The organism is Paraburkholderia sp. 35.1, assembly GCF_050436525.1.
In the GTDB taxonomy this organism is placed as follows: domain Bacteria; phylum Pseudomonadota; class Gammaproteobacteria; order Burkholderiales; family Burkholderiaceae; genus Paraburkholderia; species Paraburkholderia tuberum.
The window spans coordinates 504,435-520,518 of record NZ_JBNDMJ010000002.1 but is presented as its reverse complement, the minus strand read 5'-3'; the positions used below and the strand labels follow the sequence as shown (position 1 = coordinate 520,518).

Genomic DNA, 16,084 nt, shown 5'->3' with positions numbered 1-16,084 from the left:
CTCTATCCGTGGCTGTAGAACTCTCACTCCAGGTGGGACCCGGCTCGCCGGGCGGCACCGCACTTTTTCACCAGCACGTGCGGCCTTTCTAGTGCGCGGAAAAAGAGTGACCACTCTTGATTCTTTCTCGCCCTTAGACTTCAGGTGCTTCGGGAGGTCCTCATTCTCTGCGTCGTAGAGGCCCGCACGCCCCGATGTCCATCTGTCGACGTAGCCCCGCATTGTGTATTGCACGCATTTTCTCTCGATGCGCGTGTACGGCCACCGTCGGTATCCGTAGTATCTGTCGGTAACCTGTCTTGACGATGCGACTCGGGAGCACGTTGTCCTCGACGAGCTTCCTGACGACTATGCGCGGAACGCCCAGTACTCGCGCGGCGGCATCAAGCGAGAGCTCTTCGAGCTCGTTCTGCTTACTCGCTGGTGTCATGTACGGGTGCCTCTCAGAAGAACTGTCGCAATCGCTGGCGAAACAGTTCGACGACCGCCAGGTCGCCTAGGCCGAACTCTGTTTGACAACTCACGAGTCGGTGAGGGCACGACTCGAATCCGTCGGCGAACCGGATGTTGAGATGAAGATATGCATGTCACAGAGTGCGTTCTCCCATCTATGCTTCGTAAACCTAACTTTTGTAATGTGCGTCGTCGTTGTATTTCTGTCCGCTTGCTTACCCGTCGCCGAGTATCGAGCGAAGCCTCCGCTGAAACTCAACGTCGTCCCTTGCGTGCACGAGCGACAGCATCCGGCTGGCCCGGCGAAGGGCATGGCCAGAGACGGTCGCACGGAGCATGTCGTCGAACGCGAGCTCCCGAATTGCAGGCTCGCCAATTGCCCGCAGGTGCCGCAACAGAGCGGACTGAGCTGATTCGTTGAATCCCAGTTGCATATCAACGTCGACACGCCGAGCGTCCGTGAGTTTTGAAAACTCAGCATCCTTGGAGGCAACTACCACGCACGGCTCGGTGCGGCCCTTCATGAAATCAAGAATCGCTTCTTCTTGCCTGTCAGCCAGCGTGCTGACGAAATTTGTGACACGCCGCCCCAACGTAGAGAATGCCTGTCGCAGCGAGTCGAGGCTGTAGTGAAACGGCCACGCGTTCCCGACAACGATGACGGCACCAGGGTAGTCGCGCAGCGTCTCTGTCAAAAGCGAAACATCGGGCTCGAGCCTGCGCATATTTGCTATCGCACCCTGCCGCCTAGGAACAGAGAAATTTAGGTTCAACGGGCCAAGTGCGCCGCTCACGCAGAAAAATAGGTAGACCATGACTGTTCATTTCCCGCCCCATCGGTCATCGAGACGAACGTCGATGTCACCTCAGGCCACAGTGATTCGGCGGTAGCTACTCGAGCATCGTCAACGACGCCATCGCACCCCGCTGCCATGAGCACAGTGTAGACGTTTACAAAGTATATGTAAACGCGGTAGATGTATATCCAGTATACGCAAGAACGGTAGATGTTTGAAAGGTAGACGAATGCCCGCCATTCCGCCACGCTGCGGCACATGGAAAAAATTGATAACAAGGACGTCGAGCCGTGGTTGCGTCAGCGAATAGCCGCTAACGTGCGTCGCAAACGGTTAGCGAAGGGGTTGTCGCAAGAACAACTGAGCGTGAACTGCGGAATGCATCGCACATACATCAGCCAGATAGAGCGTGCGGCGAACAACCTTACAATAGATAACCTTCAGCGGATTGCTGAAGCGCTTGGCATCGACCCACAGGAACTTCTCTCGAATCCTGTTCCTGACAAAGGGGAGCCGGAACCCCACACCCTTCAGGCGAGGCAGAAACGAGGGCGATAAAGCAATAGAACGCTTCTGGTTTCGACCAACTTTCCGATGAAAGAAAGGGAGCGCGTCGATAGTGACTCGGCGAGGGCGTCCACACCACTCAAAAGTGGTGAATCGCGATATGCATCCACGGAAGCCAACAAAAAGAATGCTGTCGACGTTAGCATGCGGTCTGTCCACTACGCCTATGCCGTCACTGGTCGGACAGCGCTTGGGACAGCGACTTCATAAACACCCTATATAAAACGTCCGCATGAGCCTCAGAGTATTTGTAGTTCCACCCCGGGGAATTCCCTCATCAAATCCCCCCAGCTCATTCGTTCTTATGCAAGATAGATGGGACGACCACGGCTACAAGACCCAATATCATCTTGAATACATTGACGGAACCGGCAAGCGGCGTGGCATCGGGGACGTCAAGATTCTGCAACGTGACCAGCCGCAAACCGAGTCCTCCATTCTTCAAGAACCCTTTGACGTTCTTGACGATAACTACTGCTCTCTCGGGCAGTCCTTGGACTACTATCAGCGTCTATCTGAAATACCGGAGCCCGATAGAGATTTTATTCTAATCTCTCTTCGAGACGTCGTTCAAGATAAAACTCGCATAGATAGTTTCGCAGCGCACGTTGCTTGGGAGAAGTCTTTAACACGTGACTTCGATTCCCTCGATGATTTCTTGCTCATGGCACGGACAATTCTCGAGCAAAACTACAGTGAGCTCCCCAAAGGTCTAGCTGCAAGTTTTGAATTCAGGATGTCCGAGTGGTCGAACTCTATTCAGTTCACATTTGACGCTCCAATCGCTCCAGATAAAAGGCCTTATCCGCAACGACTTGCCTCGGCAGCTCGTGCAGCTGTATTGCCAAGCAGAATCGCGGTTGTGATAGGCCGTAACGGCTCCGGCAAAAGCACGCTTCTATCGAGATTGGCGCGAATCGCACATGCGTCTCGGGGCAATCGTCGCCGGACAAGCTTAGCCCGCATGGCAGCGCTCGCTCCAGATGGGCTCGGCTTCTCTCGCGTATTAACCGTCTCCTACAGCGGCTTCGATAATTTCCAGGTTCCAGGCATCACGTTGCGGGAACGCAAGACAATCGCCAATGAGATACGCAGTGGTACCGGGAGGTTTATCTTCTGCGGATTGCGTAATATCGGCGCAGAGCTCAGCGATGAAGATTTCGATGACTCGGCCGAAGATATCCCACTCGAGGACAGACAACAGCGGACAATTCTTAAGGTCAGCTGAAGAGTTGAGTGCGGAGTTTGCTCGGACGGTCGAACGCATTATAACTCTTAAGAAAACTGAGCTTTTAGCTACCGCGCTGACACCTCTTCTCTCGGACCCGTCTTTCAACGACTTGAGGTCCACGCTCTATGGTTCCTTGCTTCGCGACGATTGCAAGAAAATGTTTTTTGACTGGAGTACCGGTCACAAGATTGTCCTTCACGTTATCTGTTGCCTAGTTGCATACGTGGAGCCACGCTCGCTGGTACTCTTCGACGAACCAGAGACACATCTGCATCCGCCATTACTCGCAGCCTTGATGCACTCAATACGGACCGTGCTTGATGAGCAAGACGCGTATGCCATTGTCGCCACTCACTCGCCAGTCGTTCTACAAGAAACATTGGCGAAGCACGTCCACGTAATCTCCCGGGAGGGGGCGCACACGGTTGTCCGAAAGCCAAAGACTGAGACGTTCGGCGAAAATATTGGGATATTGACGTCGAATGTCTTTAATCTCACTTCCGAAGTAACAGATTTCACTGCGACGCTTCGGCAACTTGCTGACCAGATTCAGGATATTGAGGAAATTGAAGCACTGTTCGAACTAGGAGGATTGAGCCTTCAGGCGCGAGCGTACGTGATGTCCGTTCAGGCTTCGAAGGAATAAGACGATGTGGAAGCTTCCTTTACCTGATACCGATGTATGCATGGAGGAACTTGTCACAGCAGTGACTCCGGCGCGAGGCGATGCTCTCGCAGACCTCACTGACGAAGATAAGGCTGCTTTTCTCGCCTTGTATCAGGCTTACGACAAAGGGCTAGGTGAACCCGTTCCGGAGCTCCAGGAGGGCCACATTGCACAGGCAGTTGCGCAGGCGGTGCATGATGGATATGACGCCACAAAAGGGGCGGGGCGGCTTGCGAGTCTTCGCGCAAGACTGAAGGCCGAAATTGAACAGTGCCCGTTCTGCGGTTTTGGTCCAATTACAACGCTCGACCACCACCTTCCGCGCGCGAATTTTAAGGCACTTGCAGTCTATGCACGAAATCTTGTGCCGGCCTGTGAAACCTGCAATACGAAAAAAGGCTCGACAGTCGTTGGAGAGGCCGATGATAAGCGGTTCATCAATGCCTATTTCGCGAACCTTCCAAAAGAAAGATTCCTTCGTACGACCTGCACAATGGTCGAAAGGGCGCTAGTCACCGATTTCAATATCATTGAGACTCCGGGACTCTCCGAAGGCGCTTACCGGCGGCTTCAATATCAATTAACGCGATTGGATTTGAATACGCGGCTTAAAGGACCAGTCACGTCGCTGATAACGTCGTTACGAACCAGTCTCGATGATGCGTACGCCACGCCCGAAGGAGCCAATAATGTTGCGCGATTTCTCACCCGGTCAGCAACTCATCATGCTGACTCGTTTGGCTTGAACCATTGGACAACTGCCCTGTTGCACGGTTTGTCCGAGTGCATTCCGTTTTGCGACGGTGGCTTTCGTATTGGGCGTAGGCAGGTCGGTGCTTAAAGAATGGAGAACGGCTCCGCCAGTGGCATATATTGGGGCCAAATTTGCATTGCGAAACCACACATTGCCTGCACCCGCCAGTTACCGGCCGAGCCTTCGCAAACTGTCGCTCCAGCGCCCTTTTGCGCCGGGCGGTTAGTGCGCCAGTAACACAAAGATACCCTCAGTAACAGTTGTAACGCGGGGGCCGCCGGAGGATTCTGTTACATTAAGTAACAGAATCCTGTGACTCCGATTGACGATTTCTCGGTCAGCACGGAAAAGTCCCGTTGGGATTCAGGTCTTCGGGCTTGACCCATTTTCTCGTGTGGAAATTCACTTGGTACTCCGTGTCTGAGGCTCCCGGGAGGGCGCGTCATGCGCCGGAACCTAAGGGTTAACACTAACATTGTACCAAGAGTAAGGGTTTTCCCTTATATTTCAAAATTGCATAATTAATCGTGCTGATAGTCTTGGGGGCCCACGATGGACCACCGCTAGTGGTCAACCGCTTCGGGCGATGGCTAGGAGGCACGTCCATCACTATCCCCGCAATTTTTAAGAAGTTGCTGATTGGTTCGGGCTCTGTCCGTACCTAAAGTTGGCATCCCCGACTACGGCGTAGTCAGACAATTTATGAATTCGGTTATTTGTGGCAACTTCGAAGTGCATTTGCAGCAAATATGAACGCGTTGGGCCTTCCTTCGCCGAGCAGCCTGTTCAGCACTCTCGAGACGGCGACGTCCAATATTACGGCCATGCTCAACGCGCTGAAGACACTGGGACCTAGCGCAACGGTTGCCGAGTTGATCGGCGCAACAACGACACTGGAGGCGCTATCCGTCGCTGGCGCGCTAAGTGCGGCGTTCTACGTCGGTGCATGCATCGGTTCGCTGATCGTCGCGACCAAGGCAGCGATAACGTGCGGCACCAGCAGCGCGGCGGTCACTGCGCGAATTGCAACGGCCCGCCTCGGATTGGTCGTTCCGCAGACCATGCTGGCATTCATCCATCGCCATCCGGAAGTGCTGACAAACAGGCCAGCGCGCCGGCACTACGCCTGTCTGGCGCTCCATCGAGCGGAATTGGTATGAATTGGATCGTCGATAAAGTGGCGCTTCTGCTCGCCGCGATCGCCTGTGCGGCGATCGCATGGGCGCTGATTCGCTACAGCGGCCAGTGGTTTCCGCTGCTACTGTTCATACTGGCATTTGCGGGGCTTTACGCAGATAACCAGCGACTGCGCAACCGCCTAAGGGACCTGGGCGAAGACTCGAGTCGCCGCTCCAGGGGTAGGTCACGCCCATGCTAGCGACTTGCTGCCGGCCCCAGACGCAGTCGGGATGGCTAACCGCCATCCCCGTCGCTCAACTGCTGACGCCCGCGATCCGCAGCGCGCCGCCCTTCCCCAAGGCCTCCCGCGCCTCGACCAGCGTAGTCCGCGCGGCGCGCGCATCGCCGGCGAGGCGCAGCAGCGCGCCGAGTTGCGACGGCTGCCGCAGCAATTCGCGCAGAATTGGCCCGAGGGCGGTGCTGCCGTCGTCGCGCAAACCAGCGGTCGCGGCCGGCGGCAGCGTGCGCCAGGCCGGATCGACGATCGCGCGACACACGGCGAACGGCAGACCGTGCGCGACAGCGATCGCGCCAGCGATGTGCGATTCCATATCCACCGCGAGCGCGCCGGTCGATTCGTGCAGCGCGCGTTTGTCTTCGGCGGTGATCAGCGGCGCGGCGACTGCCGCCATCGCGCCACGGCGCAGACGTCCCGCGAGCCCTTCGGCCGTCCTGACGTCGGTCACGGCGGCGGCAATCCGCTCCGCCCATTGCCGATCCGTGTCGATACGCCCGAACGGCCCGTGCACGGCATCCGCGACGATCAGCGCCCCCGGCTGCAGATCCGGCGCGAGCCCACCCGCCGTGCCGAAACTGACGATCCCCGCCGCGCCGCGAGCGACCGCCGCGTTCAGCGCGCGCTCGAGCAGATCGGCGCGCGCCGCGTACACGACTTCGACGCGCACGCTGCCGTCGCCGCGTGCGATGCGTGCCTCGAACGCCATGCCCGTCACGACGATCACCGGCAAGCTGCTAGCGCCCGTCCCCACGGACGGCGTCATCGACACGGACATCCGTCACATCCCGACCGTGACGCGCGTGAGCCCATTGCGCTTCAGATGACGGAAGCGCGCGAGCGCCCACAGCGGGAAGAACTTGCGATAGCCGTGGTAGCGCAGATAAAACACGCGCGGAAAGCCGGTCGCGGTAAACCGGGTTTCGTCCCACAGCCCATGCTCGCGCTGCTCACGCTGCAGATAGTCGATACCGCGCGCCACCGCCTCGTGATCGACCTCCCCCGCCGCCATCAGTCCGAGCAGCGCCCAGGCTGTCTGCGACGCGGTGCTCGGCGCACGCTCGTAGCCGCGATAGTCGAGCTTGTAGCTCTCGCCGCCCTCGCCCCAACCGCCGTCGTCGTTCTGGATCGACACGAGCCATTGCACCGCGCGCCGCATGCGCGGGTCGTCGTGTGACATGCCGGCCGCGTTCAGCGAGCACAGCGCGGTCCATGTGCCGTAGATGTAGTTCAGGCCCCAGCGGCCGTACCAGCTGCCGTCCGACTCCTGCTCCTGCAGCATGTAGTCGAACGCGCGCCGCGCCGGCTCGCTGCTTTGCGGCAGCTCGCCGATCTGCGCGAACATCGACAGACAGCGGCCCGACACGTCCGCGGTCGGCGGATCGAGCAGCGCGCCGTGGTCCGAGAACGGAATGTTGTTCAGGTAGTACTGCGTGTTTTCCGGTTCGAACGCGCCCCAGCCGCCGTCGCTGCTTTGCATGCCGACCACCCATTCGCGCGCGCGGGCAATTGCTTCGCGATCGACATCGAATTGCGTGAGCGCCGCCGAGCGGTGCATCGCCATCGCGACCACCGCGGTATCGTCGACATCCGGGAAATGCGCGTTGTTGTACTGGAACGCCCAGCCGCCCGGCCTCACGTTGGGGCGGCGCGAAATCCAGTCGCCGCGCACGTCGAGAATCTGCAGCGGACGCAGCCATGCGAGCCCGCGTTCGGCCGCCTGTTCGGCGCGCGCTTCGCCGGTTTCGAGCAAAGCGTGCGCCGCGAGCGACGTATCCCACACCGGCGACAGACACGGCTGGCAATACGCTTCGTCGTCCTTGATGACGAGCAGCTTGTCGAGAGATTTGCGAGCGATCGCGCGATGCGGATGATCGGCCGGATAGCCGAGCACGTCGTACATCATCACCGAGTTGGCCATCGCCGGGAAAATCGCGCCGAGGCCGTCCTCGCCGTTCAGCCGTTCGTCGACGAACGCGACCGCCGCGCGGATCGCGCGCTCGCGGGTCCCCTTCGGCAACAGGCCATCGACCGCGCGCAGCACCGAATCGACACAACGGAACAGGCCGAACCAGCCCGCGTGCTGATGCGGTGCGCGCTCGTTCATGCCGGTGTTCACCGGCGCGCCGCGGAACAGCTCGTCGATGCGCACCTTGCGCGGATTACGCGCGAGCGGCCGCTTCGCGTTGAGCACCAGCAGCGGCACGATCACCGTGCGCGCCCAGTACGACACCTTCGACAGATGGAACGGGAACCACACCGGCAGCAGCATGATCTCGACCGGCATCATCGGCACCGCGCGCCACGACACCACGCCAAAGAGGGCGAGCAGGATTCGCGTGAACACGTTCGCGTGTTCCGCGCCGCCGTGCGCGAGGATCGCGTCGCGCGCGCGCACCATGTGCTCGGCATCGACCGGGTCGCCGATCATCTTCAGCGCGAAGTACGCCTTCACGCTCGCGCTGATGTCGAGCGCGCCGTCGGTGAAGAGCGGCCAGCCGCCGTTCGGCAACTGGATGCGGCGCAGATAACGCGCGATCTTCTGTTCGAGTTCGAGGTTCGGCGTTTCGCCGAGATAGTGGACCAGCAACACGTATTCGGCCGGAATCGTCGCGTCGGCTTCGAGTTCGTAGACCCAATGGCCGTCCGGCTGCTGCGCGGCCAGGATCGCATCGGTCGCGCGCGTGATCGATGCGTCGAGCGCGTTCGCGCCCTGCACGGGCGCCGGCGTTGCGGTTGCCAATGCGTCCGCCACGGCGGGCGCGTTGGCAACCACGGCAGCTTCGGCCAGGTCCGGCGCCGCATCGGCGGCTTCGGGCAGCGCCGCGTCGAGCGGCTGGGTGTGAGATAAGTCGTTCATCTGCGTTCCATCGGTTGATTCAGCAGCGTATCCGCGGCCTTCTGGCCGGAGCGGATCGCGCCTTCGAGCATCGCGGGCAGGCCGGTGGCCGTCCAGTCGCCCGCGAGCAGCAAATTGTTCCAGCGAGTGCGCGTGCCCGCCCGCAATGTCTCCTGCGCGGGCAGCGCGGCAAACGTCGCGCGCGATTCCATCACCACCTGCCAGCGCGGCAGCGGCGCGGCCGGCAGATTGACCGCCTGCGCGACCTCGGCCCAGACGGTCGCCGCCAGCACGTCATGCGGCGTGTCGAAGAGCCGCTCGGCGCCGTTGAGCGTCACCGACAGGCGGTCGTCGAACGCAAACAGCCATTCGGCCGTTCCGTTCAGCAGCGCGGTGATCTGCGGCAAGCCGAACGGCGGCTCGACCGCGAAATGCACGTTGAGCACGGCCGCGAAACGCGTCGGCGCGCGCAGGCCCGGCACGAGAGCCACCGCGGCTTCGGGCGGCAGCGCGAGAATCACCGCCTCGTTCGCGCCGAGCGCGATGCTCTCATCGTCGAAATGCAGCGTCCGCACACGGGCCGGGTCGGCCGCGAACGTGATGTCGCGCAGACGCGAACCGAGCCGGATCGTCGCGCCGCCATGTTGCAGCAGACGCAGCGCCGGATCGACGAACGCGCTGCCAAGACCATTACGCGCGACCAGCGGCCGGCACGCGAGCCCGCCCGCGAGCAGCGTTTCGCGCACGAGCGCGCCGGTCAGCTCGGCCGACGCGTCGCGCGGCTCCAGATTCAGCAGCACATGCAGCAGCGGCCGCAGCAGCCGTTCCCACAGCGGACCGTGACAGCGCATCGTCTGCGCGACGCTGCGGCCCGGTTTCGCAAACAGCAGCGGCACGAGCGACAGGTAATCGGTCGGGCTCGTGTTCGGCACGCGCGCGCGCGCATCGAAAATCCACCACGGCAAACTCCCCGGCGACAGACGCACGCTCCAGCGCGAACGCGTGGCCAGATCGACGAACGGATACTCGGGCTGCGTGGGGCCGACCAGTTCGTCGGCGGCGCCGATCGCGCGCACGTAGTTGAGCGTCGCGGCATTGGCCGACAACACGATGTGATTGCCGCTGTCGAGCGTCGCACCAAGCTTCGCGTCGTAGTACGAACGGCAGCGGCCGCCCGCGTGATCCTGCGCTTCGTGCAGCACGACCCGCGCGCCGCGCCGCTGCAGTTGCACGGCGGCGGCGAGTCCGGCCACGCCCGCGCCGACCACGTGGACGAGCTTCGGCATCAGCTCAGAAAAGCGCGTAACGCGCGACGATCCACAGCAGGCGCAGCTTCGGCTTGCGGACCTTCGTGCGCGGAACGTCGAAGCCGCGCTCCAGCGCGCGCTCGAGCAGCACGCGATAGACGCCCGACATGATGCGCGGCGCGCGCACCTGAGCGCGGGGCTCGCGATCCATGATTGCGTCGGACGCGGCGAAGTGCTGCTTCGCGCGCTCGGCGAGCGTCGCGCAGACGCGCGGCAGCGTCGGATCGTCAGCGATCTGCCGCGGGTCCGTGGCCGCGATGCCTTCGCGCGCGAGCAGCTCGCGCGGTAGATAGCAGCGGTTGATGACGGCGTCTTCGTCGATATCGCGCAGGATGTTGGTGAGCTGCAGCGCGCGGCCGAGATGGTGCGCGAGCAGCCGGCCCGGCTCGTCACGCATCCCGAATATCCTCACCGACAGACGGCCGGCCGCGCTCGCGACGCGGTCGCAATAGAGGTCGAGCGTGGCGTCGTCGGGCGCGCAGATGTCGGCGGCGGCATCCATCGCCATGCCGTCGATCATTGCGTGAAAATCCTCGCGTTGCAGATGAAACGTGTGAATGTGCCGCGTCAGCGCGCGCAGCGACGCGCGCGGCTGCCCGGCGTAGCAAGCGTCGATCTCGGCGCGCCATTGCTCGAGCCCGGCCGCGCGCTCGGCGCGCGGCCGGTCGCTGTCGGCGATGTCGTCGACGGCGCGGCAGAAGGCGTAGACCTGGTACATCGCATCGCGCTGCGCCGCCGGCAAGATGCGCATCGCAAGATAAAACGAGCTGCCGGACGTGGCGGCAGCGGCGTCGGTTTCAGTATCGTCCACGACAAGATTGGAAACAGCCAAGACGATCTCCGCTGGAGGCGCCCGCTGAAAGGCGTTCAAAGAGGTTTTTATGCCGACCCGCAGGGCAGTGGGCCCGCGCGCGCGGACACGCGCGAAACATCCGGCTGGGCGGCCGGAAACGGCGAAAAGTATAGCAATCTTTGCCGGTGACCGCAGTTTCGCCGGTCAATAGGGGGACGGGAAGGAAGGCCGCCGGGCGCGGCGGCCTCGACCGCGCCGCCCCCGCTAGCGAATCAGGCTCCCGCGAGCCGGAACGCGACCGCGCAGTTGCGGCCCTGACGCTTTGCGCTATAGAGCGCCGCGTCGGCCTCGTTGATCAGCACGTCGTAGGCGGGCACGCCGGCGCGCGCCGTCGCGCCGCCGAGGCTCGCCGTGACCGGCACGCTGGTGCCGATCAGCTCCACCGGCGTTTCCTCGATCACGCGACGGATCTTCTCCGCCACCAGCATGGCGTCGTCGAGCGGCGTGCACGGCAGCAGCAGCGCGAACTCTTCGCCGCCGAAGCGCCCGAACGTGTCCTGTGCGCGCACCACGCCGGCGACGCGCTGCGCCATCACACGCAGCACCGTATCGCCGACGCCATGACCGAACTGGTCGTTGATCTTCTTGAAGTGATCGAGGTCGAACAGCAACATCGACATCTCGCCGCCGTAGCGCTGCCAGCGCGTGAACTCGTCGCGCAGCCGCGTTTCGAAAAAGCGCCGGTTCGCGATGCCGGTCAGTCCGTCGCGATTCGCGTACTCCTGCAGCTTCGCAACTGCCTCCTCGCGTTCGCGCTGCACGATGCTCACATGCGTCACGTCGGAGATCGTCACGCACACGGCCACCACTTCACGACCGCGCATCAGCGGCATGAACGTGCAGTCCTGCTGCATGAAGTCGACCCCACCGGTGATCGGCCGGTCGTGATCGAACTTGAACAGATACGGGCGCTGCTCCCACGAGCTGAACGCAAAGCTGCCGAGCTGAAACACGCTCTCGATCTTGCGCGACAGCCACACGCGCGGCAGCTCCGGAAAGTTCTGGTAGATCGAGTGGCCGACCACCTGCTCCGCCGACAGGCCGCTATGGTCCTGCATGAAGCGATTCCACATCAGCACGTTCAGTTCACGGTCGAGCACGAAGATGCCAAAACCGACCCGCTCGACCACGAGGTCGCTCAACGATTCCACGGAGACGTTCATATACTGGACAGCAGCGCATCGAGCGCTTCGTTCATGTGACGGATTGATTCTTCGGCCATCAGCATCACCAGATGCGCGCGAAAACTCTGATGTTCGAGCGCGAAATTCACTTCGACGAGCAGCGCCACCTGCCATTGCAGCACGCCGGGCTGGAACACTTCGTCGAGCGTCAGCGTGTCGCCGAGCATGCCCGGCGCGGAAAACACCGGCGTGCGGCCGAGCTGGTCGAGTATCGACGACACGCACGCGCCGGACAGCAGGTTCGCGACGTCGAGCATCAGTTCGCGCTCGCCGACCTCCTCGTAGCTCGAACGCGCGTACGGGTCGCGGACGAGCGAACACAGCTGCGCGATGCTGTCGCTGCGACAGATCACCAGCACCTCGCCCTTGATGTCCGAGCGAAAGCCCTGACGCACCGCGCTGACCGTGTCGTCGATATGGGTCATCTCGCGCAGCGTGCGCGCCGCGTCGCTCACCGCGACCATCCGCACGCGCGGCACCGACAGTTCGATGAACGAATCGAGCAGGCCCGCGAGCCGCGTCGCGGCCCGGCCCATCGCGAGATTGGCGATTTCCTGTAGCGCGTCGCGCTGGTCTTCGGTGAAGGCGGGCTCAGACATACAAGCCGTACTCCTTGAGGATGGGCAGGACCGCCTCCGGCGTCACCGGCTTGGCGATGAACGCGATCGCGCCGAGCTCGCGCACGCGCTGCTGGGCGAGCGGCTGCACGTCGGCGGAAACGACGATCACGAAGGTGTTGAGGTCCTCTTGCTGCAACGCTTCGAGGACCTGGTAGCCGGTCATGTCCGGCATCGTCAGGTCGAGGAACATCACCGATGCCTTGCCCTCGCGATATAGCGTGAGCGCCTCGTGCCCGTTCGTCGCGTAGGACACGTCGACTGCCCAGTCGGGCGGCAGTGCCTTCGTGAGCAACTTGCGGGCGAGCAGCGAATCGTCGGCGATCACAATGGGGAGCATGGCAACGGCGGGTCGGGCGGTTTGGGCGGGTCGGATAAAGGAATCGGCTGGTTCGTCTGCGCGCTTTCCGCGCCTGGTTGTGTGCGTATTTCGTTCGTCGCGACAGCGGAGGGCGGCACACCTTCGCGTGATGCCGACCGATGCGCGACCAGGTACAGTGGCGCCTGTCGAATTGCGATTGCCTTTGGCGAGAGGGGGCGCGAATGCAGCAGGACGCGTTTGGCTAACCTTGACGATCCGGCGCACAGAGGTGGCAACGGCCCTTTTTATCGTGACGAGGATTGTCGAAGTAAAGTCGCGCAAAAGCAACTCGCCAGAATCGCTGACGGTAACGATCTGTTTCTCTGCTAGGCGAATATCAGAAATAGATCTATCGTCGGGGCGGACATTCTTTAATCTTTATCCTTTTGTGTACGTTTGCGCTTCCCGATTCGTCGCTGTTTTAAAGCCGCTCTTAAAGAACGGCCGGCACGGCGGACGCCCATCTCCGACGCGTTGCGGCAAATTATTCCGTGCTGCGTCTATGCTTGTTCTGAAGGCGGCATGGTGCCGGCAACGGCCCGATACGGGGCTGCCACATCCGAACGACTTTTCGCGTCAACGACAATGACATCAGACCGGGTCGACTCCGCCCGCGCGGGCCGTCTTTCGCGTCGTCCTGCCCGCGAGCAGGACGACGCGTCGTTTCCCAGCGTGCCGGAACAGAATTTCCAGGTGCGTCGCATCACGCTGATCGCGCTGCTGGTCGCGGCGATCGTGCTGCCGTTCGTCTACGTCGCGGCGATGGCATTCGCCGATCTGCGCTCGCGCGAGGCCGACGCGACCGATCTGGCGCTGCGCACGGTGCGGGTCGCCGAAGAACACGCGTTGAAGGTGTTCGACATGAACGAGACGCTGAACTCGCGCATCGTCGAACTGACCGACGGCCTCGACGACGACGGCATTCGCGCGCGCGAACACACCATTCACGACAAGTTGCGCACGATGGGCGGCGGCTATCCGCAGGTAGCCTCGGTGTCGATCTTCGGCCAGCAGGGCGCGCTGCTCGTGAGCAGCCGCCTGTATCCGTCGCCGGAAAATTCGGTCGGCCAGCGCGACGATTTCGTCGGCATCCGCGACGGCAACGTGCTGGAACGCGTGTCGAAAGTGATGACGGGACATGTGAGCGGCGAGCAGGTGTTCAACATGGGCGTCGAGCGCCAGGCGCCCAATGGCTCGTTCGCGGGCGTCGTGTCGATCGCGCTGCGGCCCAGCTATTTCGACGCGTTCTATCGCGAGTTGCTCGGCAGCAGCGACGCTACGCCGATCATCATGAGCCTCGTGCGCACCGACGGCGCGGTGCTCGCGCATTACCCGCGCGGCCCACGCGAGCCGACCGCGCTCGCGTCCGATTCGCCGTTCGCCGAAGCGGTCAGGCAGGGGCAGCGCTCCGGCGTCGTGCGGATGCGCTCGAGCTTCGCCGACGGCAACCTGATCGTCGCCTTCCGGCACGTCGGCTCGTATCCGGTCTACGTGCTGTGCGGCTATCGCACGTCGGCGATCTGGGCCGCCTGGTACAAGCACCTGAGCGTGCTGGTCCTGTCGATGTTCACGCCGTCGATCGCCCTGTGGTGCGTGATCTGGCTGTCGCTGCGCCGCCTCGGCGCCGAAGAGGAAGCGTGGCAGCGTTGGCAGGCCGAGGCATCGATGCGCCGCTCGATCGAATCCGCGTACCGCCAGTCGCGCAAGATGGAAGCGCTCGGCAGGCTGGTCGGCAACGTCGCGCACGACTTCAACAACCTGCTGATGATCCTGTCGGCCAACGTGCAGATCGTGCGACGGCGCGGCGTCGGCGAACTGGAGCGCGAACTGTCGGCGATGGAGCGCGCGCTGAAGAGCGGCCAGTCGCTGACGCGGCAGCTGCTCGGCGTCGCGCGCAAGCAGCCGCTGCGCACCGAGACGCTGTCGCTCGAACGCTGGCTGCCGTCGTGCCGCGAACTGCTGCGCGCGTCGCTCGGCGCGAAGGTGTCGCTCGTGATCAATAGCGGCGTCGATACCTGGCCGGTGCGCGTCGACGTCGCCGAGCTCGAGCTCGCGCTGATCAACGTCGCCGTCAATGCGCGCGATGCGATGGCCAACGGCGGACGCTTCACGGTGCGCGCGAGCAATGTCGTGTTCCGTCACGAGGACGGCTTTCCGCTGACCGGCGAGTTCGTGCAACTGTCGCTCGAGGACACCGGCGGCGGCATGGCGCCCGACGTGCTCGCGCGCGCGTTCGAGCCGCTTTTCACGACCAAGCCCAAAGGCATGGGCACGGGACTCGGGTTGCCGCAGGTCTTCGCGTTCTGCGAGGGCTCGGGCGGGCTCGCGGCAATCGACAGCGCGATCGGCGCGGGCACCTCGGTGCGGCTCTATCTGCCGCGCGCGTCGACCGAGCCGCACACGGCCGGGCCTGCAGAAGCGCTAGCGACCGAAAGCGGCGTGCCACAGGGCCTGCGCGTGCTGCTCGTCGAGGACAACGAAGAAGTCGCGGCCGGCACCGAGGCGCTGCTGCAGATGATGGGTCATCAGGTCACCTGCGTGTTCAACGCCGACACGGGGCTGCGTGTACTCGACGACGCCCGCGCGAAGCGCGCGAGCACCGGCGAGCCGCTGCCGTTCGATCTGGTGCTGTCGGACATCCACATGCCCGGCAAGATGAACGGCATCGATCTGGCCGAAGCGGTGCTCAGGTTCGACCCACAGCTGCCGGTCATCCTCGTCACCGGCTACGCGGAAGAGCTCGACCGCGCGCGGCACGCGAACGTGCGCGTGCTGTCCAAGCCGTTCGATATCGGACTGCTGGAGCAACTGCTCGAAACGATCCAGCACGACGCCGTGCAAACGAACAACGATGCCGCCACACATCCGGCCGATACCTGATGTCCACGCCGTGCCGGCGTCATTTACCAGGCCTTGTAAAAAGCGCGGCGCTTACACGCCGCGCTTTTTTCATCGTGAGCCCGCGTCATGCGTAGCACGCCGGGCAGCGCGGCTGGGCATGGGACGCGGCGGCGCCGCGCGGCGGTGCGGGGCATGAAGG

Annotated in this window: 14 protein-coding genes; 6 read left to right on the top strand and 8 right to left on the bottom strand. The window is 62.6% G+C overall.

Going from position 1 to position 16,084, the window contains the following annotated elements; translation table 11 throughout:
* Positions 1–668 precede the first annotated feature (668 nt).
* Positions 669–1,268: a hypothetical protein gene (locus tag OKW27_RS08215; protein ID WP_429333160.1), complete on the bottom strand. Its 600-nt coding sequence runs from the start codon at positions 1,266–1,268 to the stop codon at positions 669–671.
* Positions 1,269–1,508: 240 nt separating this feature from the next.
* On the opposite strand from OKW27_RS08215, the gene OKW27_RS08210 reads away from it, so the two are divergent.
* From OKW27_RS08210 to OKW27_RS08190, 5 genes are all read left to right on the top strand, one after another.
* Complete coding sequence (locus tag OKW27_RS08210) at positions 1,509–1,808, top strand: helix-turn-helix domain-containing protein (RefSeq protein WP_429333159.1); 300 nt, start codon at positions 1,509–1,511, stop codon at positions 1,806–1,808.
* 313 nt (positions 1,809–2,121) lie between these two features.
* A complete protein-coding gene (locus OKW27_RS08205; protein WP_429333158.1) occupies positions 2,122–3,045 on the top strand; it encodes a hypothetical protein in 924 nt (307 codons plus the stop codon).
* A gap of 160 nt (positions 3,046–3,205) precedes the next feature.
* On the top strand, positions 3,206–3,694 hold the full coding sequence (locus tag OKW27_RS08200) for an AAA family ATPase (RefSeq protein WP_429333157.1): 489 nt from the start codon (positions 3,206–3,208) through the stop codon (positions 3,692–3,694).
* A 4-nt stretch (positions 3,695–3,698) separates the two neighbouring features.
* The gene (locus OKW27_RS08195) at positions 3,699–4,556 is read left to right on the top strand and encodes an HNH endonuclease signature motif containing protein (RefSeq protein WP_429333156.1); all 858 of its coding nucleotides are present in this window, start codon (positions 3,699–3,701) and stop codon (positions 4,554–4,556) included.
* Between the two features lie 662 nt (positions 4,557–5,218).
* Positions 5,219–5,629 carry a hypothetical protein gene (locus tag OKW27_RS08190; protein WP_429333155.1) on the top strand — a complete coding sequence of 137 codons (411 nt, stop codon included), beginning with the start codon at positions 5,219–5,221 and terminating at the stop codon, positions 5,627–5,629.
* A gap of 273 nt (positions 5,630–5,902) precedes the next feature.
* On the opposite strand, the gene OKW27_RS08185 is transcribed toward OKW27_RS08190, so the two are convergent.
* From OKW27_RS08185 to OKW27_RS08155, 7 genes are all read right to left on the bottom strand, one after another.
* On the bottom strand, positions 5,903–6,661 hold the full coding sequence (locus OKW27_RS08185; RefSeq protein ID WP_429333154.1) for a phosphorylase: 759 nt from the start codon (positions 6,659–6,661) through the stop codon (positions 5,903–5,905).
* 3 nt (positions 6,662–6,664) lie between these two features.
* Entirely contained in the window at positions 6,665–8,743 is a 2,079-nt protein-coding gene (gene shc, locus OKW27_RS08180; protein WP_429333153.1) for a squalene--hopene cyclase, read from the bottom strand.
* Positions 8,740–10,008, bottom strand: a complete 1,269-nt coding sequence (gene hpnE, locus OKW27_RS08175; protein WP_429333152.1) for a hydroxysqualene dehydroxylase HpnE — start codon at positions 10,006–10,008, stop codon at positions 8,740–8,742. The genes shc and hpnE overlap by 4 nt, the downstream gene beginning before the upstream one ends.
* Positions 10,009–10,012: 4 nt before the next feature.
* Positions 10,013–10,861: a presqualene diphosphate synthase HpnD gene (hpnD, locus tag OKW27_RS08170; RefSeq protein ID WP_429333151.1), complete on the bottom strand. Its 849-nt coding sequence runs from the start codon at positions 10,859–10,861 to the stop codon at positions 10,013–10,015.
* A gap of 233 nt (positions 10,862–11,094) precedes the next feature.
* Positions 11,095–12,045 (bottom strand): sensor domain-containing diguanylate cyclase, encoded by a 951-nt coding sequence (locus tag OKW27_RS08165; protein WP_187617622.1) that lies wholly within the window; start codon positions 12,043–12,045, stop codon positions 11,095–11,097.
* Complete coding sequence (locus OKW27_RS08160; RefSeq protein ID WP_184031036.1) at positions 12,042–12,665, bottom strand: chemotaxis protein CheC; 624 nt, start codon at positions 12,663–12,665, stop codon at positions 12,042–12,044. Before OKW27_RS08160 ends, OKW27_RS08165 begins: the two co-directional genes overlap by 4 nt.
* Positions 12,658–13,023 (bottom strand): response regulator, encoded by a 366-nt coding sequence (locus OKW27_RS08155; protein WP_429333150.1) that lies wholly within the window; start codon positions 13,021–13,023, stop codon positions 12,658–12,660. The genes OKW27_RS08160 and OKW27_RS08155 overlap by 8 nt, the downstream gene beginning before the upstream one ends.
* Positions 13,024–13,629: 606 nt before the next feature.
* On the opposite strand from OKW27_RS08155, the gene OKW27_RS08150 reads away from it, so the two are divergent.
* Positions 13,630–15,924 carry a response regulator gene (locus tag OKW27_RS08150; RefSeq protein ID WP_429333149.1) on the top strand — a complete coding sequence of 765 codons (2,295 nt, stop codon included), beginning with the start codon at positions 13,630–13,632 and terminating at the stop codon, positions 15,922–15,924.
* The last annotated feature ends 160 nt before the right edge of the window (positions 15,925–16,084 follow it).